This window comes from Mangrovimonas sp. TPBH4 (assembly GCF_001280505.1).
Lineage (GTDB): Bacteria > Bacteroidota > Bacteroidia > Flavobacteriales > Flavobacteriaceae > Mangrovimonas_A.
Map to the genome: position 1 here is coordinate 134399 of NZ_LBIO01000049.1, position 22610 is coordinate 157008.

At 39.1% G+C, this 22610-nt stretch carries 22 protein-coding genes; 8 read left to right on the forward strand and 14 right to left on the reverse strand.

The genetic code is table 11. From position 1 onward, the window contains the following. Positions 1-31: 31 nt before the first annotated feature. The 3 genes from ZA05_RS09670 to ZA05_RS09680 all read left to right on the forward strand — a co-directional run bounded on the left by ZA05_RS09670 (position 32) and on the right by ZA05_RS09680 (position 1993). Entirely contained in the window at positions 32-334 is a 303-nt protein-coding gene (locus tag ZA05_RS09670) for a hypothetical protein (protein WP_053991488.1), read from the forward strand. 43 nt (positions 335-377) lie between these two features. Beyond that, positions 378-836 (forward strand): RNA methyltransferase, encoded by a 459-nt coding sequence (locus ZA05_RS09675; RefSeq protein WP_053975800.1) that lies wholly within the window; start codon positions 378-380, stop codon positions 834-836. Positions 837-970: 134 nt separating this feature from the next. After that, positions 971-1993, forward strand: coding sequence for a hypothetical protein (locus ZA05_RS09680; RefSeq protein ID WP_053991489.1), 1023 nt, complete (start codon positions 971-973; stop codon positions 1991-1993). A 1-nt stretch (position 1994) separates the two neighbouring features. Here the strand turns inward: ZA05_RS09680 and ZA05_RS09685 are convergent, their stop codons facing one another. The 9 genes from ZA05_RS09685 to ZA05_RS09725 form a co-directional block, all read right to left on the reverse strand. After that, positions 1995-2345: a hypothetical protein gene (locus ZA05_RS09685; protein WP_053991490.1), complete on the reverse strand. Its 351-nt coding sequence runs from the start codon at positions 2343-2345 to the stop codon at positions 1995-1997. A gap of 60 nt (positions 2346-2405) precedes the next feature. Then, the gene (locus ZA05_RS09690) at positions 2406-3830 is read right to left on the reverse strand and encodes a hypothetical protein (RefSeq protein ID WP_157514644.1); all 1425 of its coding nucleotides are present in this window, start codon (positions 3828-3830) and stop codon (positions 2406-2408) included. Between the two features lie 125 nt (positions 3831-3955). After that, the gene (trpA, locus tag ZA05_RS09695; protein ID WP_053991492.1) at positions 3956-4720 is read right to left on the reverse strand and encodes a tryptophan synthase subunit alpha; all 765 of its coding nucleotides are present in this window, start codon (positions 4718-4720) and stop codon (positions 3956-3958) included. A gap of 8 nt (positions 4721-4728) precedes the next feature. Beyond that, complete coding sequence (gene trpB, locus ZA05_RS09700; protein ID WP_053991493.1) at positions 4729-5910, reverse strand: tryptophan synthase subunit beta; 1182 nt, start codon at positions 5908-5910, stop codon at positions 4729-4731. Next, the gene (locus tag ZA05_RS09705) at positions 5891-6535 is read right to left on the reverse strand and encodes a phosphoribosylanthranilate isomerase (protein ID WP_053991494.1); all 645 of its coding nucleotides are present in this window, start codon (positions 6533-6535) and stop codon (positions 5891-5893) included. Before ZA05_RS09705 ends, trpB begins: the two co-directional genes overlap by 20 nt. Then, a complete protein-coding gene (gene trpC, locus ZA05_RS09710) occupies positions 6532-7317 on the reverse strand; it encodes an indole-3-glycerol phosphate synthase TrpC (RefSeq protein WP_053991495.1) in 786 nt (261 codons plus the stop codon). Before trpC ends, ZA05_RS09705 begins: the two co-directional genes overlap by 4 nt. 2 nt (positions 7318-7319) lie before the next feature. After that, the gene (gene trpD / locus ZA05_RS09715) at positions 7320-8312 is read right to left on the reverse strand and encodes an anthranilate phosphoribosyltransferase (RefSeq protein WP_053991496.1); all 993 of its coding nucleotides are present in this window, start codon (positions 8310-8312) and stop codon (positions 7320-7322) included. Positions 8313-8354: 42 nt separating this feature from the next. Beyond that, on the reverse strand, positions 8355-8921 hold the full coding sequence (locus ZA05_RS09720; protein WP_053991497.1) for an aminodeoxychorismate/anthranilate synthase component II: 567 nt from the start codon (positions 8919-8921) through the stop codon (positions 8355-8357). 36 nt (positions 8922-8957) lie between these two features. Further along, positions 8958-10361 carry an anthranilate synthase component I family protein gene (locus ZA05_RS09725; RefSeq protein WP_053991498.1) on the reverse strand — a complete coding sequence of 468 codons (1404 nt, stop codon included), beginning with the start codon at positions 10359-10361 and terminating at the stop codon, positions 8958-8960. 309 nt (positions 10362-10670) lie between these two features. Here ZA05_RS09725 and ZA05_RS09730 point away from each other — a divergent pair, with 309 nt between their 5' ends. The 5 genes from ZA05_RS09730 to ZA05_RS09750 all read left to right on the forward strand — a co-directional run bounded on the left by ZA05_RS09730 (position 10671) and on the right by ZA05_RS09750 (position 15265). After that, on the forward strand, positions 10671-11195 hold the full coding sequence (locus tag ZA05_RS09730; protein WP_053991499.1) for a TlpA family protein disulfide reductase: 525 nt from the start codon (positions 10671-10673) through the stop codon (positions 11193-11195). Between the two features lie 5 nt (positions 11196-11200). Next, complete coding sequence (locus ZA05_RS09735; RefSeq protein WP_053991500.1) at positions 11201-11812, forward strand: thioredoxin family protein; 612 nt, start codon at positions 11201-11203, stop codon at positions 11810-11812. Between the two features lie 105 nt (positions 11813-11917). Continuing rightward, positions 11918-12235, forward strand: coding sequence for a rhodanese-like domain-containing protein (locus tag ZA05_RS09740; RefSeq protein WP_053991501.1), 318 nt, complete (start codon positions 11918-11920; stop codon positions 12233-12235). Positions 12236-12247: 12 nt separating this feature from the next. Then, positions 12248-12652 (forward strand): rhodanese-like domain-containing protein, encoded by a 405-nt coding sequence (locus tag ZA05_RS09745; RefSeq protein ID WP_053991502.1) that lies wholly within the window; start codon positions 12248-12250, stop codon positions 12650-12652. Positions 12653-12847: 195 nt separating this feature from the next. Then, entirely contained in the window at positions 12848-15265 is a 2418-nt protein-coding gene (locus tag ZA05_RS09750; RefSeq protein WP_082333733.1) for a thioredoxin family protein, read from the forward strand. A 41-nt stretch (positions 15266-15306) separates the two neighbouring features. On the opposite strand, the gene ZA05_RS09755 is transcribed toward ZA05_RS09750, so the two are convergent. The 5 genes from ZA05_RS09755 to hemN all read right to left on the reverse strand — a co-directional run bounded on the left by ZA05_RS09755 (position 15307) and on the right by hemN (position 22525). Then, on the reverse strand, positions 15307-16491 hold the full coding sequence (locus tag ZA05_RS09755; RefSeq protein ID WP_053991503.1) for an acetate/propionate family kinase: 1185 nt from the start codon (positions 16489-16491) through the stop codon (positions 15307-15309). 15 nt (positions 16492-16506) lie between these two features. Beyond that, complete coding sequence (gene pta, locus ZA05_RS09760) at positions 16507-18600, reverse strand: phosphate acetyltransferase (protein WP_053991504.1); 2094 nt, start codon at positions 18598-18600, stop codon at positions 16507-16509. A gap of 458 nt (positions 18601-19058) precedes the next feature. Continuing rightward, a complete protein-coding gene (locus tag ZA05_RS09765) occupies positions 19059-20339 on the reverse strand; it encodes a hypothetical protein (protein WP_053991505.1) in 1281 nt (426 codons plus the stop codon). Positions 20340-20377: 38 nt separating this feature from the next. Then, positions 20378-20962: a YceI family protein gene (locus ZA05_RS09770; RefSeq protein ID WP_053991506.1), complete on the reverse strand. Its 585-nt coding sequence runs from the start codon at positions 20960-20962 to the stop codon at positions 20378-20380. 201 nt (positions 20963-21163) lie between these two features. Beyond that, entirely contained in the window at positions 21164-22525 is a 1362-nt protein-coding gene (hemN, locus tag ZA05_RS09775) for an oxygen-independent coproporphyrinogen III oxidase (protein WP_053991507.1), read from the reverse strand. Positions 22526-22610 lie beyond the last annotated feature (85 nt).

The following is a 22610-nucleotide window of genomic DNA, read 5'->3' on the forward strand; positions in this document are numbered from 1 at the left end:
GAAATTCACATTACCATTTAACTTTTTCACTATGGACGTAAAATTTGAAATTGTACGCATTGGGAGTAAACGAAAGGATTCTGCTGCTGAATTACTTATCCGCCAAAACCTAAATTTTCTAAGGGTTGGCATTCGCCATGTACTGCAAAACTTAGAACCTGCCAATGACAATAGTCGGTTGGATATGGTATTGGTAATTCCTGAGGAAGGTGTGGATGTGAAAATTGTTTTGGACAACCTTGCTTCACCACATATTGCAGAATTATTGAAAACCCGCTACCCTAACAATATTTTTGAAGGCGATTATAAGCTTATTTTGGCCACTAAGGCTTAATAGTACTTTTTAAAAGCTTGTGCTTTTCCTATTTTTGCAGCCTATGAACGATAACTTTACAAATGAGTTTTTTGGCATTGGAATCCAAAACGGAAAAACTCCAGAGAACCTAGGCATGCTATGGCGTTCGGCACAAAACATGGGGGCCAGTTTTATCTTTACCATTGGCAACCGCTATGCCAAACAAGCTTGTGACACCCACAATGCCGTAAAGGCCATGCCTTATTTTCATTATGATACTTTTGAGGATTTTTTCAATAATATGCCTAAAGGTGCTCGTTTGGTTGGTGTAGAACTTACGGAAGATGCCGTGCCATTGGAAACCTTCCACCACCCAAGACGCTGTGTCTACCTCTTGGGAGCCGAAGACCACGGACTTTCCAAAAAGGCTATTGAAAAGGCTCATTTCTTAGTAAAGTTCAACTCCCAGTTAAGTGTGAATGTTTCCGTTGCCGGAAGCATCGTGATGTACGACAGAGGTATTGCCAAACCGAGATCCTAAGTATAGGAGCAATTTTGACTTAGCGTCCGCTGTTAAAATTCCATGTAAATTACTTATATTCACTAAGGCTAAGAGTCCTCCTAATTAGTTCATTTTAGCCTTGCCCCTATTCCAACTAAGTAATATTGTGGATTATGAAACAAATTACACCTTATCTCAACCTTCTAAATTGGGTCTTAATCTTACTATGCTTTACACAGAGCTGTAAACAATTCAAAACCTACGATAAAGAAAGTCTATTGATTGAAGAAAATGATTCTACAATTACAAAAACGGATTTTTCCCAAGCCCAAACAAAGCAATTAGATACTTCTCAAACATTTGATCAACATCTATTTTGTTTCGCTCAAAAATCGGAAGCGGTAAACTATCCAAATGAATACAATTATGAATTCATCCGTCTTGAAAAGGATATAGAAGGAAAAGTTACTGGTCAATTTTATGTGTCCTATTTTGGAAAAGATGAGGCCAAAGGGCATCTAAAAGGTGTTTGGAACAAAGACAAGCAGGCATTTGATGTTACAGCGGAATATTTGGCCGAAGGTGAAACTTACAAAGAACAAAGAACCTATCCCATAAAAGAGGACCATATTTTATTAGGCTATCAAACTGTGGATGGCCAAGAAGCTAGCCTACCTAGAATCAATTGTGATATGTACAATGACTTATTTAAAGAATACCAACAAGGTTTTATAAACCACTTTTTAAATACAACAGATAGAAGCCGACTAAAAAAAGTGATGACTTCCCAAAACCTTGGCTATTCCAAAGAAGATTTGGACCAACTAAAATTCTTGGAAGCCATGGTGGATTTAAACCACGACCCAAGCGACTATGAATATTTACTCTACGTAATGGACCCCATGCTTTGCGGGACAGGAGGCTGCAATTTGTTTATCCTTAACAAATCTGGGGAAGTGCTCTCTGAAATTTCCGTCACCAAACCTCCTATCTATGTTCCTGTAACTTCATTTGAAAATGACCAAAAACAAAAAGGTGAATGGAAAGAGCTTTATGTGTACAGTAAAGGCTATAGGCGTTTGGTTCCTAAAAATGGACAATATCCAACCAATGCTTCTATGGCCCCTGAGATTTTGGAAGCCCAGATATTGAATTTCCCTAACGCCTACAGATTGGTCATGAATTATTTGGATTAACCTATTCGATGCGTTCCATACGCCATTGCCACGTAGCATATTTACTTTTGGCTGTTCCTTCAATAACATTAGGCGCAATCATTTTCCCTGTATATTTTGAAAAGCCATCATTAAATTCCAGAATAACCTCATCCCCATTCTGTTGCCAAATATCATTTTCCTTGGATGTATCGTTTGGATGTGTGGTTTCCAAGATACCATTTTTCGCAAACCTTATTTGGTAGGTCCAATCTGCATCGCTGTATGCCCAAAGGGTTTCTTCAAGGGAAAAATCGACCGCAGTTGTACTTTTTGTAGTTTTACACCCATAAAGCATCGCGCAGGTTACTATCAAAACCAATAATTGTCTCATTTTGAAAATTCTTATTGAAGGCAACAACAAACAGAGGCTTAAAACAAAACCTTTAAATCATCAAGGCTCATCTTCTTTTTCTTCATCCTTTTTAATAGGAATAAGGTTGTCGAAAAATGGCAGTTCAATACCCACAATAAAGCGCCACCTGGTATAGTCCAGTTTTGAAGTTTCATTGGTGGCTCCCAAAAATTCACCCAACAAGTTTAGAGAAGTCGTATATTCAGAAGAACCATTGGCGTATGTACCTCCCAATATGATCCTTCCCCATTTTAAGGAATAATCAAACCCAGCTGCCATATGTAAAAAATCGTCTCCCATATTGAGCAAACTAGCCTGCGAACTGGATAAATCAAAAAAATTCGAACTCTCCTTTTCGGCAGAATAGTCTGTGGAGAAACTTACATAGGCATTTAAATTATGACGAACATAGATTTCTGCCCCAGCTCCAAAATTGACCACCGATTTTAAATCCTGATAAAACTCTGGAGATAGCGTTTCGGTATCGCTGATATCAAATTCCGGCACAGAAAAACGCGAGTAGGAATTTAATCCATTAAACCATTCCACATTCAAATGCAACATACTTCTTCCTATAGGAATACCAGCCCCCACGGCCAAACCAAAAGGTTGCTTGCGTTTGGCATCCAAATCTTTAAATCCCGCTATAACCGATTGGTCACTTCCTGTTCCAACTCCAGAAATAACCTTATTGTAACCGTATCGGCTATTGCTAATGAGTTCCCAATATGGCAAAGTCATGGTCATACCAAAGTCTACGCCCTCACCTCGATAACTCGCGCCTAGTTTCCAAAACAAACCATAAGATTCCTGACTGTAATTGATTTCCTCATTAAAATAAGCCACTTTGTCCTCTCCATACCTTACGGTGTTGCCTAAAGCGGTCCCCCCCGAATTCCGATAAATGGAGAAAAAGCCACTAACTCCAATACTCAAACGATCATTTAGGGATTTGGCCCAGGTAATCCCAACCCACTCATCTTTTACTGCGTTTTTGAGTTTTATTCGTGTAGAATACATCTCATTCCCTTCAACGATATCTACAATATCCGCCTCCTTAAATGGGGTATCATAATTAAGATCTATGCTGTTTCGGAATTTAGAAAATGAGGAATAGGCAAATTGTTCGCCCTTAAATTTAAAGGTCCCTGCCACCATGGATGGAATCCCGTCGAAATTTTTGCTTCGGATAGCGGCATCTTCTGGTCCCACATTGTTATTGAGCCGAATCCTACTATAATCATAGGCCTTGGCGTTAATAGTAAAGGTAGTGTTTTTGGCCAATGCCAAACGCGAAGGGTTGTAATAGGTAAGTCCCAAATCGTTAACACTCCCCGTTACATTACCCAAGAGCAACACCGAACGGTTTCCATAATTTTCAAACTTATAGTTGGTTTCTTGAGCGAGCAATTGCAAGGAACACCCAAAGACCATAAAAACGCATAGAGGTAACTTTAGCTTCATCAACTGCAAAGGACTTAAATTCAACAATCTACTATAAAAATACTACTTTTATTGCTGAAACTTGCACTTCAGAAGCTGAAATACAGCCACTTAAAAATTCACAGTCAACTTATTTCCCTTTAATTTTATTTCAAAATAGTCTTTACAAAGTCTTCTATGGTTCCCACACCATTTTTCTGCAAATGTTTTATAAACGCACTCCCAATGATAGCTCCTTTTGCATAATTTGTTGCTTGAGAAAATGTTTGCTTATTTGAAATTCCAAATCCCACTATTTGAGCATTGTGCAAATGCATTTTGGCAACTCGCTTAAAATAATTGGTTTGTTCCTCTCCAAATCCCTCTTGGCTCCCCGTAACACTGCTACTGCTCACCATATAAATAAACCCATTGGAAATAGAATCGATAAATTTTATACGTTCCTCAGAAGTTTGAGGCGTTATCAAAAACACGTTCAGCAAGCCATGAGCTTCAAACATTTTTTGATAGTCTGCTACATAAACATCTACAGGTAAATCAGGAATGATAAGTCCATCAATTCCAACCTCCTGACATTTTTCACAAAAAGCTTCTACGCCATATTGCAGGATTGGATTGAAATAGCCCATAACTAATAGTGGAATTGAAACTGTCTCCCGAATGTTTTTAAGCTGCTGAAACAAGACCTCTGTGGTCATACCATTTTTTAAAGCTTGAGTAGAACTAGCCTGAATGATTGGCCCGTCCGCTAAAGGATCACTAAAAGGTAAACCAATTTCAATCATATCCACTCCGCTTTGCTCCAAGTTCTGTATGATGGAAATAGTATCGTTAAGAGTCGGAAAACCTGCCGTAAAATAGATAGACAGTAACTTTTCACCTTCTTTGAGCTTTGTTTGAATGCGGTTCATCATATCTTTTATAACTTAAAATACTTGATATAAGTATCGAGATCCTTATCCCCCCTCCCAGACAAACAGAGCACGACAATATCATTGGGATTGAACTGTTTCTTTTCAAAAACTGCCAAAGCATGCGCGCTTTCAATAGCAGGTATAATCCCTTCCAATTGGGCCAATTTCATTCCAGCAGTCATAGCTTCGTTATCTGTAACCGACAAAAACTCGGCCCTTCCCGAAGCAAACAAATGCGCATGCATAGGCCCAACTCCAGGATAATCCAAACCTGCAGAAATAGAATATGGCTCAGTAATCTGGCCATCCTTGGTCTGCATCAATAAGGTTTTGCTTCCATGGATAATTCCCTCTCTTCCCAAAACTGAGGTCGCAGCACTTTCTCCTGAATCAATCCCATGACCTGCCGCTTCAACTGCGATCAACTTTACAGAAGTGTCTTCCAAAAAATGATAGTAAGCGCCTGCTGCATTACTACCACCACCAACACAGGCTACCACATAATCAGGTTTTGAGGTTTGCTCATGTGCCTGCAACTGCTCCTTAATTTCCTCTGAAATCACCGATTGGAACCTCGCCACCATATCCGGATATGGATGTGGTCCTACCACACTTCCGATAATGTAATGGGTATTGACGGGATTGTTGATCCAATCCCGAATCGCTTCATTGGTGGCATCTTTCAAAGTCTTGCTTCCTGATAACGCTGGAACCACGATTGCTCCCAACATTTTCATCCGGGCCACATTGGGTGCTTGCCTCTCAATGTCAATTTCTCCCATGTAGACAATACACTCCAAGCCCATCAAGGCGCAAACCGTAGCGGTTGCTACACCGTGTTGGCCCGCACCTGTTTCGGCAATAATTCGGGTTTTGCCCAAGCGTTTGGCCATCAAAATCTGCCCAATGGTATTATTGATTTTATGAGCCCCCGTATGATTGAGGTCTTCCCTTTTTAAATAGATTTTGGTGTTATACACTTCGGACAATCGCTTAGCGAAGTATAATGGCGAAGGCCTGCCCACATAGTCTTTAAGCAACTGATTGAATTCCTTTTGAAACTCAGGTTCAGCCATTACCTTTAAATAATTCTGCCGTAGTTCCTCTACATTGGGATAGAGCATCTCAGGGATAAAGGCCCCTCCAAACTCCCCATAATATCCTTTGTTATTGACGTTGTAGCTCATTTATAAAGTTTTCTAGTTCATTCACATTCTTATGTCCTGCCGTAATTTCAAACCTACTGTTTACATCAATGGCATAACAATATTTTGCTGCCGAAGATTTGAAAAACCGATTCAATATTGGCACATCTGTTGGTCCTATACCTCCACTCAAAATATAGGGTCTCGTAGAGGGGTAACTCTCCAAAATTTTCCAATTGAACAGCTCTCCATTGCCTCCCGGCAAATCTCCTTTGGTATCAAACAAAAAATAGTCGCTCATGGTTTCAAAAGGTTTGATAATGTCAAAATTGAAATTCCTATCTACACTGAAAACTTTAATAATTTCCACAGATGAATCGGATATCTTGTTCAATTCCTTTTTTAAACCATCTATAAACGTTACCGATTCCGCACCATGTAATTGTACTGCTTTCAGTCCGTAATCAGCAACCTTTTTAATGACCTCTTGAATGGAAGCATTTACAAACACCCCCGTCTTTTTAATAGTATCTGAAATTTCAGGAATGTTTCCTTTAAAAAACCGACTAGAGCCTTCATAGAAAATGAACCCCAAATAATCTGGTTTCAAAGCAGCTACGGCCTTGATATTATCCGAATACTTCATGCCACATACCTTCAGTTTCATTGCTCCAATTGTTTCATAAATTCAATTGCACTTTCCCCAGGACTGCTTGTTTTCATAAAGTTTTCCCCAATCAAGAACCCCGAAAACCCATAGTCCCTTAATGCTTTGATAGCCTCCACATTACTGATACCACTTTCCGACACCTTTACAAATTCATCGGGAATTCGAGCACTTAACTCTTTACTCGTTTCCAAACTCACCTCGAAAGACTTTAGATTGCGGTTGTTGACTCCCAATAAATCCAAACTGGGCATTAGGGATTTTTGAAGTTCTTCATGGTTATGGACTTCCAACAACACTTCCAATCCTAAACTTTTTGCCAATTCAGAAAATTGCCTAATTTCTTCTGAACTCAGCACTGCAGCAATAAGTAAGATCACATCTGCACCGTAAGCTTTGGACTCCACTATTTGGTATTCATCTATTATAAATTCCTTTCGCAATAATGGCAATCCACAACTGGATCTAGCAAGAAGCAAATCATCGAGGGAACCTCCAAAATACTTTCCATCTGTCAATACCGACATTCCACAAGCCCCGGCCTTTTCATAGCCTTTGGCCACATCAAACACATTCGCATCTTGATTGATGACTGCTTTGGAAGGCGACCGCCGCTTATATTCGGCAATAATACCCGAAGCACTATTTTTCAGCCGTTCACACATGGAAACTGTAGCTCTGCCAAACAGTACAGATTGCTCCAATTGAGAAAAAGGAATGAGTCCTTTTCGGAATTGTACTTCTTGTCTTTTGTCGTTGATAATTCGTTGTAAAATATCCATAGCTACTGACTTAAATCCCACAACAGGTTAAAACGCTTTAGGGCTTCACCACTCTCCAAGGATTCTTTGGCCATTCCATAACTTGTTTCCAAATCGGTGCCCTTTACCGTCGCGATGGCCATAGCAGCATTGGCACATACCACACTGTTTTGTGCCTCGGTACCCTGACCTTGCAAAATATGCATGAATATTTTCGCAGAAGATTCCACAGAACCACCTCCGTGAATAGACTCTGAAGTTAAGGTTTGAACCCCAAACGATTCTGGAGTCACCATAAATTCAGCGTCCCTTTGCACCACTTTCGCCCTTCCGGTTAAGGAAATTTCGTCATAACCATCCAATGCATGAACGATACTATATACTTTATCTGAACCTTCGTATAAATAACTATACAAACGCAATAATTCCAGATTAAACACCCCAACCGCTTGGTATTTAGGTTTTGCCGGATTCACCATAGGACCAAGCATATTGAAAAACGTCTTTACTCCCAATTCCTTCCTAATCGGCGCCACATTTTTCATGGCAGGATGGAATAAGGGTGCATGCAAAATGCAAATGCCCGTTTTGTCCAAACTTCGTTTTAGAAAGTTTCTTTTATTACTGAATTTGATACCTAAATGTTCCAACACATTGGAAGAGCCACTCGCCGAAGACACTCCATAATTACCATGCTTGGCTACATTTACCCCTGCTCCTGCCGTTACAAAAGAAGCCAAGGTTGAAATATTAAACGTATGCTTACCATCGCCACCAGTACCACATAAATCTATAGCATCATAACCATCCAAATCCACATGGATGCACAGTTCCAAAAGAGCATCCCTAAATCCCTTCAATTCTTCCACCGTGATTCCGCGCATCATATAAATGGTGACAAAAGAGGCAATTTGGCTGTTGTTATATTCTCCCTTGGAAATATTCACCAAAACCTCTTTGGCTTCCTCGCTTGAGATGTACTCCTGATTGATAAGTCTGTTTAATATTTCTTTCATGTGCTTAAATCTTTTGTTGGAACTTGTTTTTTCTTTTAAAACCTATTCTTTGATCCAATTTTCCAACATTTGTTTTCCTTGAGGCGTCAAAACAGATTCAGGATGGAACTGCACCCCTTTTACATCGTACACTTTATGACGCAAAGACATCACCTGCCCATTACTATCATAAGAGGTTGCTTCTAAACTATCCGGCAAGTTTGGAGCCACCACCCAAGAATGGTAACGCCCAACCTCAATGGTTTTGTCCAATCCCTCAAAAAGTTGTTCATTATCCACACAAATGGTCACTTGCGTTGAGACGCCGTGAAACACGGTTTCCAAATTGATCAAACTTCCGCCAAAAACTTCGCCGATGGCCTGTTGCCCCAAGCACACCCCAAGAATACTTTTGCTTGGTGCATACTTTTGGATGATTGGCTTTAATAAACCGGCCTCATCAGGAATTCCCGGCCCTGGAGACAACAATATTTTATCGAAAGGGGCAACATCTTCCAAACTAAGTTGGTCATTTCGTATTACCGTTACCTCACAATCCAAGTCTTCCAAATAATGGACAAGGTTGTAGGTAAAGCTGTCATAATTGTCAATGACTAAAATCTTTTTCATTTCTCTATTCGTTAATTCTGAATATGTTTTTAATTCTTATATGTTTTCTGCAAGTTCAAGCGCCTTGTTTAAAGCACCCAACTTGTTATAAACTTCCTGTAATTCGGTTTCTGGAACCGATTTGGAAACCAGTCCCGCACCTGCTTGCCAATGCAATACATGATCCTTGCTCACAAAGGTGCGAATCATAATGGCATGGTTAAAATTCCCTTCAAAATCCATAAACCCAATGGCACCGCCGTAAAACTCCCTACTTGTTTTTTCGTATTTCTCAATCAACTGCATGGCCATATGCTTTGGTGCTCCCGTAAGCGTCCCTGCGGGAAAGGTATCTGCCACAATCTGCATGGTTTGGGTATAGGCGTGCTTTTCGCCAATAACCTTACTTACCAAATGGATGACATGTGAGAAAAACTGAATTTCCCTATAAGTTTCCACCTTTACATCACTTCCATGGCGACTCAAATCATTGCGCGCCAAATCTACAAGCATGACGTGCTCACTATTTTCCTTGATATCATTGGCCAATTGTCTTGCCAATTGGGCGTCTTCCTCATCATTTCCAGTTCTCTTAAAGGTACCTGCAATGGGATGAATTTCCGTCCGACCATCCTTGACTACCAAGTGTGCCTCGGGCGAACTTCCAAAGATTTTAAAATTTCCATAGTCAAAATAAAACAAATATGGAGAAGGATTAATGCTTCGCAACGCCCTGTAAACATTGAATTCATCTCCCCTAAAATGTTGGGAAAATTTTTTGGACAGCACCAATTGAAACACATCTCCCCTAGCGCAATGCTGTTTTGCCAACTCCACATTGGCCATATATTCTTCGTCGGAAAGATTGGATGCTGGTTCTCCTTCTTTGGAAAAATTGAATACTGTATAGTTTTTGGATTGTATGAGTTGATGGATTTCATCAATATTATTTTCAGCCTCGAAACAATGGGCAAAAATATAGGCCTCATTTTTATAGTGGTTAATAGCGATGATATTTTGATATACAGCATAAAAAATATCGGGAATTCCCAAACAATCGTCCTTTTTGGAAATCTCGATATCTTCAAAAAACCTAACCGCATCATAGCCCATATATCCAAACACCCCATTATTGATAAACTTGAACTCCCGGTTTGAATGCACCTTGAAACGATGCGTGAACTTATGAATCTTCTCTATCACCTCATTGCTCTGCTTGATTTTATTAACCAAAACACTCCCGTCTGGAAAGGTGTGTGTTATGACATTATCCTGAACTTTAAAAGTAGCAATAGGATTACAGCAGATATAAGAAAAACTGTTGTCGCTTGCATGGTAATCGCTACTTTCCAACAAAATACTATTGGGATATTGATCCCGTATTTTGAGATACACAGATACTGGAGTAATGGTATCTGCCAGGATTTTCTTGTAGTGGGTATAGAGACTAAAGGTTTTCATAATATTGGATAATTCATGATATAAAAAAAGGCCTGTCGTGAACGACAAGCCTTGATATTGTGTTTTAAATATACAAAAGGGTCTAATTCACGAAAACTGCATTTCGGGAACTCCACCACCATGTATTATTTAAAATTGTTTGCATTGTTTGTTATTGAATTTCAAAGATATAAATGTTCTCTTGTTTTTCAAATTTTTTATCAAAAAAAGTAATTCACGGGGAAAGAACAGTCTACAGACCACCGCTACTTGCCCTTAATTTTTTGTTAAAAAATTAGTTCCTATAAATGCTCTTTATAACTTTAGCTAATGAAAAAGATTTTAATTTTTATTGTCCTATTGGGCATGTTCTCTTGCCAAAACAGCAAATCCAAGGAACCAATTGCTGAGAACACTACGGCAGAGGAAAAGCCATATACTTTAGAAGTCCATAATTTTGAAGGCATTCAACCTTACCTCACTACCAATGACTATAAAACCTATGTGGTGAACTTTTGGGCTACTTGGTGCGCTCCCTGTGTAAAAGAACTCCCCTATTTTGAACAATTGAGAACTAACTTTAAAGACAAGAATGTGGAAGTCATTTTAATAAGCCTTGATTTTCCGAATCAATACGAATCGAAATTGATCCCTTTTATTGAAAAGAACAAATTACAGTCTAAAGTTGTCGCTTTAAACGATCCAGATTCCAACTCTTGGATTCCAAAAGTAAGCGACGCTTGGACTGGTGCCTTGCCCGCCACTTTAATCTTTAACGCCAAGGATCGTAAGTTTTTTGAAAAATCATTTGATTATACCGAATTAGAAACCGAACTTCAACACTTTATAAACTAATTATTATGAAAACAATGAAACTTTTATTTGCCTTTGTTGCCGTTTTATCCCTTTCGGCCTTTACCTCTGTTACAACAGAGCCAGGGTATAGCGTGGGAGACATGGCAACAGATTTTAAACTGGAAAATATTGACGGACGAATGATCTCCCTGTCCGATTACAACAATACCAAAGGATTTATCGTAGTCTTTACGTGTAATACCTGTCCATATGCGGTTGCCTACGAGGACCGCATCAATGACCTGAACAAAAAATACGCCCAAAAGGGATATCCTGTTATCGCTATCATGCCTAACAATACCGATATCAAACCTGGAGATAATTTGGAAGCCATGAAGGTTAGAGCCCAAGAAAAAGGCTTTACATTTCCTTATTTAATTGATAAAAATCAAGAAATCTTCCCTCAATATGGAGCTACCAAGACCCCTCATGTATATGTGCTTCAAAAAACCGACAAAGGAAATCAAGTAAAATATATTGGTGCCATAGATGACAACTATCAAGATGCGTCTGCCGTTACCACCAAATATGTAGAAAATGCAGTTGATGCTCTTTTACAAGGAAAAGACATCAAGGAGCCGCACACCAAAGCTATTGGATGCTCTATCAAGATTTAATACCTAACATCCTTAAAAATAAGAATCCGGAGTGTAACACTTCGGATTTTTTTTCGTCTATATGGTAAAGAAAAGTTAATTTTGTAGTTCTAAAAATACAAAAGAATGGCAGATTTAACACAAGAAGAATGGGCTGAACAGCTATCCCAAGACAATAACGCTGTGGTATTGGACGTTAGAACCCAAGACGAGGTTGATGAAGAAGGGATTATCCCAAATGCGATACATATTGACATCTACAAAGGCCAAGGATTTATTTATGAATTGGAAAACTTGGACAAAAGTAAAAGCTATTATGTGTATTGCCGATCTGGAAACCGAAGTGGCCAAGCTTGCGCCATCATGAACCAGTTGGGGTTTGAAAAAACCAACAATCTGTTGGGTGGCTTCAGCGAATGGGCTGGAGATGTGACGTCCGTCTAAATTTAAATAAATATGAAACATGTTCTAATTATCTTAAGCTTAGCCTTGATGGTACTTTCCACAGGATGTGGGTTGGACTCCAAAGGAGACACAGACATCAAACTGGTGACTCCCGAGGAAATGCAAACGCTTATAGAATTAGAAGATGTTCAACTTATTGATGTACGCACTCCCGAAGAACATGAAGAAGGGTATATTCCAGAATCCCAAAATATAGATTACAACTCCCCCACTTTTGAAGAGGACATTTCAAAACTGGACAAGACCAAACCTGTGATTCTCTATTGTAAATCTGGTAGACGAAGCGCCAAGTGCTCCAAAAAACTTAAGGAAGCTGGATTTGTAAAAATCTATGACTTGGATGGCGGGTTTTCCAAATGGAAACACGACGGGTTGGACATTGATATAAAGTCATAAAAAACACACTTAAAACAATCAAAAGGCCGAACAACGCAGTTCGGCTTTTTTTGTTGTATATAAGTTCATTTTAAGGCTAATTTTAAGAGTCCTTTGTGTGTTTATAAGATAAGTTCTTTTAAATTTGCCGACAACCTTATAAATATCTGTAAAAACCGATGTCTTTTTGCAGATTTTTTAAAATTATGTTACCTAATGAACAAATTTTTAGCAAGCTTATTTTTTCTGGTACTGTCCATTACCGCTACCAATGCACAAGTACTTGAACCCGTAAAATGGTCTACCGCTGTTGAAAAAATTTCCGAAACCGAGTATTATTTAGTCTCAAAAGCCACCATTGACAAAGGATGGCACCTATACTCTCAAAACGTTCCGGACAACGGTCCCATTCCTACAACATTTTCATACAACAAAACCACCAATTTTGAACTTGTCAATGAAACTTTGGAAGAAGAAGGTCATATTGTAGATGATCCTGTCTTTCAAATGAAAATCAAGTTTTTTGAAGATCATGCCGAATTTAGACAACGCATCAAAGTTCTAAATGCCGAATTGTCCTTGGTAAAAGGTGAAGTAGAATTTATGGTATGTGACGACGAGCGTTGCTTGCCCCCAAACTTCTTAGATCTTACTTTCGACCTAACAAAAAGTACTGCCGCTGCTGCAGACGAAGGCGCCATTTTCAGCAAAACAGAAGAAAACACGGCGTCTACGGCATCTAACATTATTGAACCCGTTAAATGGAGTACAACAGTTGAGAAAGTTACCGAAGACGAATACAACTTGGTTTCTAAGGCTACTATCGATAATGGATGGCATTTGTACTCACAAAAAGTACCAGAAAATGGTCCAATCGCGACTACATTTATTTACAATGAAGATGCCACTTACCAAATTGTTGGCAATACTGTGGAGGCGGATGGCCACACGGTAAACGACCCTGTTTTCAACATGGAAATTAAATTCTTTGAAAATGCTACCGAATTCAGGCAGCGTATCAAAGTATTGGACAACACTCTAAAAACCGTAACTGGGGAAGTAGAGTTTATGGCCTGCAACAACACACAGTGTACAGCACCTACCTATATAGATTTAAATTTCGACTTATCAAAAAGTACAGTTGCTTCAGCAGACAACTCTGCTAATATAAGCGAGTCATCCAACGAAGAGGAAAAAGGTCTTTTGGGAATTTTCTTTGTAGCCTTCCTTTCTGGCTTTGCAGCCTTATTGACCCCTTGCGTATTCCCTATGATTCCGATGACCGTAAGTTTCTTTACCAAACAAAGTAAAAGCAAAGCTGCAGGTATTAGAAATGCTGTTATTTATGGTGTTTCAATCATTGTGATATATGTACTTTTAGGGATTTTAGTAAGTTTAATATTTGGAGCTGATGCCCTGAATGCCCTATCCACAAACGTGTGGTTCAACCTTATATTCTTTATCTTATTACTAGTCTTTGCAGCATCCTTTTTGGGCGCTTTCGAAATATTGCTACCTAACTCATGGGCCAATAAAGTAGATTCCCAAGCTGATAGGGGAGGCATGATCGGTATCTTTTTTATGGCCTTAGCCTTGGCTATCGTTTCGTTCTCTTGTACAGGACCAATTGTTGGAACCCTATTAGTACAAGCAGCAGCTGGAGGCAGTCAAGTAGGTCCAATTGTTGGAATGTTAGGATTCTCTCTGGCAATAGCCTTACCTTTTGCCTTGTTTGCAGCATTCCCTGGATGGTTAAACTCATTGCCTAAATCAGGAGGTTGGTTAAATACGGTTAAGGTTGTTTTAGGATTTTTAGAATTAGCCCTTGCGTTCAAATTCTTATCCAATGCCGACTTGGTACTGCAAACACACTTCTTGGAGCGTGAAGTATTTATCGCTATTTGGATTGCTATTTTCGGAGCTTTAGCTTTTTATCTCTTTGGAAAAATCCAATTGCCTCACGATTCGCCTATTTCACATATTTCTGTTGGCCGATTGAGCTTAGGACTTTTAGTATTATCGTTTACGATTTATATGATTCCTGGGCTTTGGGGAGCACCTTTAAATTTAATCAGTGCTTTTCCTCCTCCATTAGATTATAGTGAGTCTCCATACGGTGTTGGAAATTCAAAAGGCGGTGGAGCAGCTTCCGCTAGCCACGAGGACCTTCCTGATGGCGCCCATTTATTGGCTCCTCACCAAATTTTGGCCTTTAACGATTATGACAAAGGATTGGCTTATGCCAAAGAAGTTGGCAAACCGGTAATGCTTGACTTTACGGGATGGGCTTGTGTAAATTGCCGTAAAATGGAACAAAATGTTTGGGTGAAAGACAACATCTTAAACATATTGAAAAACGATGTGGTGCTGATTTCATTATACGTTGATGACAAACGTCCGCTTCCTGAAGGTGAAGTGATGGAATCGCAATTGAAACCAGGAAAACAGTTAAAGTATATTGGTCAAAAGTGGAGCGAATTCCAAACCATTAAATACAAAACCAATACACAACCGTTTTATGTGTTGATGGATCACAACGGAGACAATTTAAACACGCCTGTTGGTTACACTCCCGACGCCGAAGAATACCATACTTGGTTAGAAAATGGTTTGAACAATTTCAAAACCGAATAACAACAAAAAAACCTCCCAATTGGGAGGTTTTTTTATGCCTTTTATTTAGCAACTAGCTCATAACTCTGCTTCGCAATTTCCAGCTCTTCGTTGGTAGGGATAACCAGTACTTTCACTCTAGAATCTTCAATGCTTATGTCTCTTGCATCTTTAGACCTTATAGAGTTTAGTTCAGTATTCAATTGAATTCCTAAAAAGTCCATATCCTCACAAACTAAGCCTCTTAGCACATCACTGTTCTCCCCAATTCCAGCAGTAAACACAATAGCGTCCAAACCATTCAGTGCTGCAGCATAAGCTCCAATAAACTTTTTAATGCGGTAGGCATTCATCTCTAAAGCCAACAAACAATCCTTATTGCCATTACCCGCTTCCGCTTCAATCTCCCTTAGATCACTAAATCCAGTTAAGCCCAGCATTCCACTCTTTTTGGATAAGATGTCTGACATTTCTTCCTTAGAATAGCCATACTTGTTCATAAGATAAAAAATAACCGTTTGATCTATCGCTCCACTTCGGGTTCCCATTATTAAGCCTTCATTGGGTCCAAAGCCTAGGGTGTGATCCAAGCTTTTTCCTTCATGTACGGCTGTCATACTACAACCATTCCCTAAATGGATGGTAATGACCTTTGCGCTAGGTTTTCCTAAAAATTCCACCGCTTCTTCTGAAACATATTTGTGGGAAATTCCATGGAATCCATACACACGAATGCCTTGATCCAAATACTTGTTCTCAATGGCATACTTGTATACTTTTTTAGGTAACGACTGGTGAAAGGCCGTATCGAATACCGCCACTTGTTTGGCATTTGGAAAAATACGCTCCGCGACCAAAACCCCTTCATAATTAGGAGGATTGTGCAAAGGTGCCAAGGAAAACAAGCTTTTGATTTTGTGTTTCACCTTCTCATCAATTTCAATGGTATCCGAAAAATCCTTTCCACCATGCACAATACGGTGCCCTACAATATCAATTTCATCTACGTTTGAAATTACCCCTTTTTTAGGGTCCATAAGTAATTTGGCAACTTCGGACAAACCAAAGGCATGATCTGCCACCGGAATGTTTAAAGTAATCCCTTCATTACCTTTTTTATAAACAATTGCGCCTATGTCCAAACCTATGCGTTCCACCAATCCAGAGGCAACGACTGTTTCTGAAGGCATTTCAATCAATTGGAATTTAATAGAAGAACTTCCTGAATTTATTACAAGTGTTTTCATACAAAAATCTAAAGTTTATAGGCCCTGAGCCTGTATCGCGGTTAATACTACGGTGTTGAACACATCATCGATGGTACAGCCTCTACTTAAATCATTAACGGGTTTGTTAAGCCCTTGCAACATCGGTCCAATAGCCAAAGCGCCTGTTTCACGCTGCACAGCTTTATAGGTATTGTTTCCTGTGTTCAAATCTGGAAAAATCAATACGGTAGCCTGTCCCGCCACGTCGGAATCTGGCATTTTGCTTTTTCCAATCACCGGATCTACAGCTGCATCATATTGAATTGGCCCTTCCACTTTTAAATCGGGGCACTGTTGTTTTACAATTTGGGTTGCTTCTCTTACTACCTCAACATCTTCCCCTTTTCCAGAAGACCCAGAGGAATAGGATAACATAGCTACTTTTGGCTCAATACCAAAGGCCTCACTACTTCTCGCTGAAGAAATGGCAATTTCGGCCAATTGTTCGGCATTTGGGTTCGGGTTAATGGCACAGTCCCCAAAAATAGATACTCTATCGTCCAGACACATAAAGAAAATAGATGATACAATAGAGCAGCCCGGTTTGGTTTTAATAAACTGAAGCGCTGGACGAATGGTATGTTGCGTAGTGTGAATAGCTCCTGAAACCATGCCATCGGCATCCCCTTTGTAAATCATCATGGTGCCGAAATAGGACAGGTCGCACATCATGTCCCTGGCCATATCCATGTTTACATTTTTATGTTTGCGCAGTTCGTAAAAGGTTTCCACATACTCATCAAACTTCTCATATTTGGCAGGTTCAATAATCTGGATTTTGGAAGCGTCCATGTTCAATCCCAACTCATCGATCTTGGTTTTGATTTCCTTTTTGTTACCCAACAATACCAAGTCTACCAAATCCAATAATGAGAGTCTAGCAGCCGCCGTAAGGATACGTGAATCTGTAGCCTCTGGAAGTACAATACATTTTTTCTCCTTCCTAGCCTTCTGAATCAATTTATACTGAAACATTCGAGGTGTCATCACCTTGGTTTCGAAAGCCGTCAATTTCTCGAATATGTCATCTATAGCAACATTTTTTTGGAAGGTAGCTATCGAGGTTAGTATTTTCTCTTTGCTTTCGGCATAAATATTAGATTTAATGCTACCTATTCTTTGGGTCACCTCAAAAGTACCTTTGTTCACAGACACGATAGGCACCACATTGGAAAGTCCATCGATCAATTTTAAAATAGGCTCTTCTGGCATCAAACCACCTGTAAGAACGATTCCAGAAATATTTGGATAGTTACTCGACAAATGGGCCTGTAAGGATCCCAAAATCAAATCGGCACGGTCCCCTGGCATAATCAGCAAACTTCCCTCTTTAATATGTGTCAGGAAATTGCGAAGCTGCATAGCTCCCACGGCAAAATTCCCCGATTGGTTGCCCATATGCTCCCCTCCAAACAACACCTTTCCTTCCAAGGCATCTGTAATTTCGGTTAAGGTTGGAAATGCTAAAGTATCCACCAACGGGATGGTAAGCACCTCCACTTCCTCCGGAATAAATGACTTGATAGATTTTTGAAGTAAAGTGGCATTTTTAGATTGGATTTTATTAGCTATCAAGGCCAAAATTTCCACATCTTGACTCTTAAAAGTTTTATAGGCCATTTCTAAACTGCCAATAAACTTCTCTAACGTTTTCCCTACCCCACTGCTCACAATTACGGTAGGCAAACCCAGGTTTTTAGCAATATTAACGTTCCAGTCAAATTCAAACACACTGCCTTCTCCAACAAAATCGCTACCTTCTACCAACACAAAATCATATTGGTCTTCGAGTTCCTTGTACTTCTTGATAATGATATCCAAGGACTCGCCTATTTTCCCAGCATTTCGGTTCTGAATGATCTCTTGACGGGTTAAGGCGTAGGCATCTTCATAAGGGATGTCTAAATTAAAATATGTAAGAATTGTATCTATATGGTTGTCCTTAACACCCTCCTCCTGATTACTTATAATGGGTCTGAAATATGCTACTTTTGGAGTTTTTCCTAAAAGCGCCTGCATAAGTCCCAAGGACACGATTGACTTACCACTATTGGTCTCCAAGGTTGCAATATAAAGTCCTTTGTTCATGGTTGTTTACTTTTGGTTAGTAATTTAAAGAATCGCATAACTGAGATTCCTTGTTATTTTATGAATTGAAATCTTTAAGATCAATATTGTAAAAGATTTCGTGTTATTTACCAATATCTTTTAGTGCAATTTGGCTTTGTAGCTGTTTTTGGTAATTGGGGTGCGAATTTACATGAACTACTTTATTACCTCCCATTCTATTGAATACTCCGGCTAAATTGAGCCCACCTGACTCAAAACCTAATTTAAACACCTGTAATAAAAATAGTTAACTACGAATTTAAGGATTATTTTCCAATCCAAAACCCAAAGATGGGTGACACTACAATTAAATTTAAAAGATTGTTGGCTCTTTTTAAATTGATTAAAAACAAAGGCCCCATTTAGTATTTTAAATGAGGCCTTATCCATCAATCAACACTAACTTAATACAACATATTAAGCAGCTCTTTTATAATTTAGAAGCTAATTACGGCTTCCATCATTAGTCCATCGAATTGACCATCGTGTAAGATGTTATCTGTTGCATAACCGTCATATGTTTGGTTAACATACTCCGCTTTTACAAGAATGTTGTTTGTCATGAACCAACCTGCTGCAAAGTTGAATCTTGAAATTTCAACATCATCTCCACTTCTGTCTTCAGCATCTACCATGTTGTAACGTCCACCTACGTAGAAGTTTTCTTTGCTACCGAATCTGTAGATTAACTCTCCAGCGTATTGGTTAGCGCTTCTTCTATCAGCTTCTGAATTACGTCTACCGTTTGCAACCTCAACAGTTCCAAAGAACTCCAAACCTCTATATTTTACGAATGGATTGATCATAAAAGCTGTTACTTTGTTCCCAAAGTTAGGGTTGTAACGTCCAGATCTGAAGTTGTCATCAGCTCCTTCTGCTTGCATTACGTGGTAGTATCTAGATCCTGTACGGTCTGCACTGTATAGGTAAGAACTTGCAACGCTACCGGTGTTGTAAAGAGATCCTGTTAAACGTAATCTCAAATCGTCAGTAACTTGGTTGTCATATCCCAATTTAGCTAAGAAAGAAGCTCCGTTGGCATCATTTTTCACTGTAGATTGGTTCAATTTACCGTTAGAGAATCCAACCATTCCAATGAAACCACTGTTTCTGTAGTAAAGTTCAGCACCAACTTCTGTAGTGAAAGCGTCCATGATCAAGTTTCCAACAAATGGGTTGTAGATAGCTTGCGCGTTATCACTTCTTCTAAAGTGAGCATCCCCATAGTTGTTCTCCATGTGCCCAATTCTAACGGTAGTGTGTTTCATGAAGTCTTCCAAAAGTCCTTCTTTGATGAAGTCTAATTTGTCAATTTGGAAGTATCCTCCTTTTACATATGGTTCTGGGTGGTGTCTAGAACTTAAATAAGTTCTTAAGTGCATACGTACCCCATCTGCTAGTGCTACGTCCAAATCTAAGTTTGCTGTAGCCAGGTTAAAGTTGCTTCCCAACTCCGCTAGAGCCAAGGCATTTCCGTCTACATCTACTCCTGAAGCTTCATGATCCAAAGCTTGGAATTGCAAAGCGAATGATCCACCTACTCTTACTCTAATACCGTCAAAAGTTGAAATGGTATCTTTTGGAGATTCAAATACGTTAATACCTGCTTTATCTGGTTCTCTATAATTGTCTAAACTTCTATTATTTTTTTGGGCAAAACCGTTAAGTCCTCCGATTAACATTACTGCCACTACTGAATTTGTAAAAATTGATTTCATGTTTTAAATTTTTTTGCGTTAGATTTTGTTGTTTTTATTTAGTTTATCATGATGGTATTAAATTCTATGGTAAGCGCATCTCCAGTGGTCACTGCACCAAACATTGCTGTTGGAGGTTCAACTTTAAAGTCGGTCATTTTAAGATCCTTACTTCCTTTAAGCGTTGCTTGATTTCCTTTTAGAGTTAACTCGAAATCCAAGGTCACTTTATTGGTGGCTCCTGAAATGGTCAAGTTTCCTTCGGCGGCCACTTTGTATTTTCCATTTCCTAGATCCTGAACACTTTTGGTGTTTAAAAGCTCAAAAGTGATGTACTTATATTTTCCAGTGTTTAAGGCTTTATAAGTGTTCTTGTCCATTGCAGACTTTCCACTCTTCAAGCTTTCTGCCTCGATTTCAATTTTAAGACTATTGATTGTAAGGCCATCTGTTGTTGCAATGTCCAAACTCCCTTTTTGAGTTTCTGCAGTCTCCTCCCAATCGTGCAAGCTTGAGGTTCCCTTCACTACCAATGTAGAACTTTGGTTGTTCAACTTGAACTGTTGTGCGAAAGAGGCCGTAGACGAAATGAACAGAAGTGCCAATACACTAAGAGCGATGTTCATTTTGTTAAGCGTTTTCATATCCGTTTTGTTTTTAATTATGGTACAAAGATGCAACCGATGTAAGAATTAAAATATGACGATAATCATACACCGACATAAAACACTGACAATAAATCATTTAATGTGTGTAAAATTTTTACTACAAGGGTCTGCAAGAATGGAAAATTCTTTTGAATTAAAAAGGAAGAAATAAAAAAATCGCCCAAAGGCGATTTTCATTTAAATAGTCATGGAAAATATAGGTTTTCCAGAGCTCCTTTTTTGGAGTTTGACATCAAAAGCCATGCACACATTCCGTACAAATGGCACTCCTTTTTCTGTAATCCTAATAGCGTGATCCCCTATTTCTATAAGGCCGTCTTGTTTCATTTCTTCCAGTTGCGAAACCACTTCTGGCAAACTCTCAAAGTATGTCCCCTCATTTTCCCAAGACGTTTTGAATTGACACATCAATCCTAAAATATGTTTTCTGATGATTAAATCTTCCTCATTTAATATGTGACCTCTAAATACAGGAATCAATCCTTCATCTATCAATTGTTTGTAGGTCTCAATATCTTTGGCATTTTGGGCAAAGGCATACCAGCTATCTCCAATAGCCGAAACTCCCAAACCAATCATCATTTGGGTCTTTGAAGCCGTATAGCCCATAAAGTTCCTATGCAACTGGTCAGTTTTCATGGCAGTATACATAGAATCTGTAGGCAACGCAAAATGGTCCATACCAATCTCCATATAACCTACCTGCTCCAACAAGGCTTTTCCGTTTTCGTATTGTTGGCGTCTACTTTCTGCCGAAGGCAAATCCTGTTCGTTAAACCCTCTTTGACCATTACCTTTTATCCAGGGCGTGTGGGCATAGCCATAAAATGCAATACGGTCGGGTTTTAATTCTTTGGTGTAAGCTATGGTTGTTTCAATATGTTCCATTTCCTGGAATGGCAAACCAAAGATGATATCATGCCCAACGGAAGTATAGCCAATAGCCCTAGCCGTTTCTGTTACTCTTTTTACATTTTCAAAAGGTTGTACACGATGAATGGCCTTTTGCACCTTTTCATTATAGTCTTGAACTCCAAAACTCACTCTTCTGAAGCCCAAATCATACAAAGTCTGTAAGTGTGCTTCTGTAGTATTATTAGGGTGTCCTTCAAAACTGAACTCGTAACCTTTGGCCAAATCAGCCTTTTTTAGAATACCCTGAATAAGTTCACTTAAATGTTCTGGAGAGAAAAACGTAGGGGTTCCACCTCCTAAATGCAATTCCTTAATGCTTGGCTTTTCTGGCAAAATTTCACAATACAAATCCCATTCGCGCAGCACATAGTCTATATATGGTTTTTCTACCTCATGCCGTTTGGTAATGCGCTTGTTGCAACCACAAAAGGTACATAAGCTTTCACAATAAGGAAGGTGAATATAAAGACTAATACCTTCTTCCTTACTCTCAACAAAGGATGTTTTTAGGGAGGCTTTCCATTGTTCCAAAGAAAAAGAATCTACATCCCAAAACGGAACCGTTGGGTAACTGGTATATCTAGGTCCAGGAACGTTATATTTATTGACTAGGTTACAATTCATTTACACTATAATTTTTGCCAAAAATAAAATGTATGCCATCATTTGCATATGACATATATCAGTTTAAAAACCAACCATCTCCAAG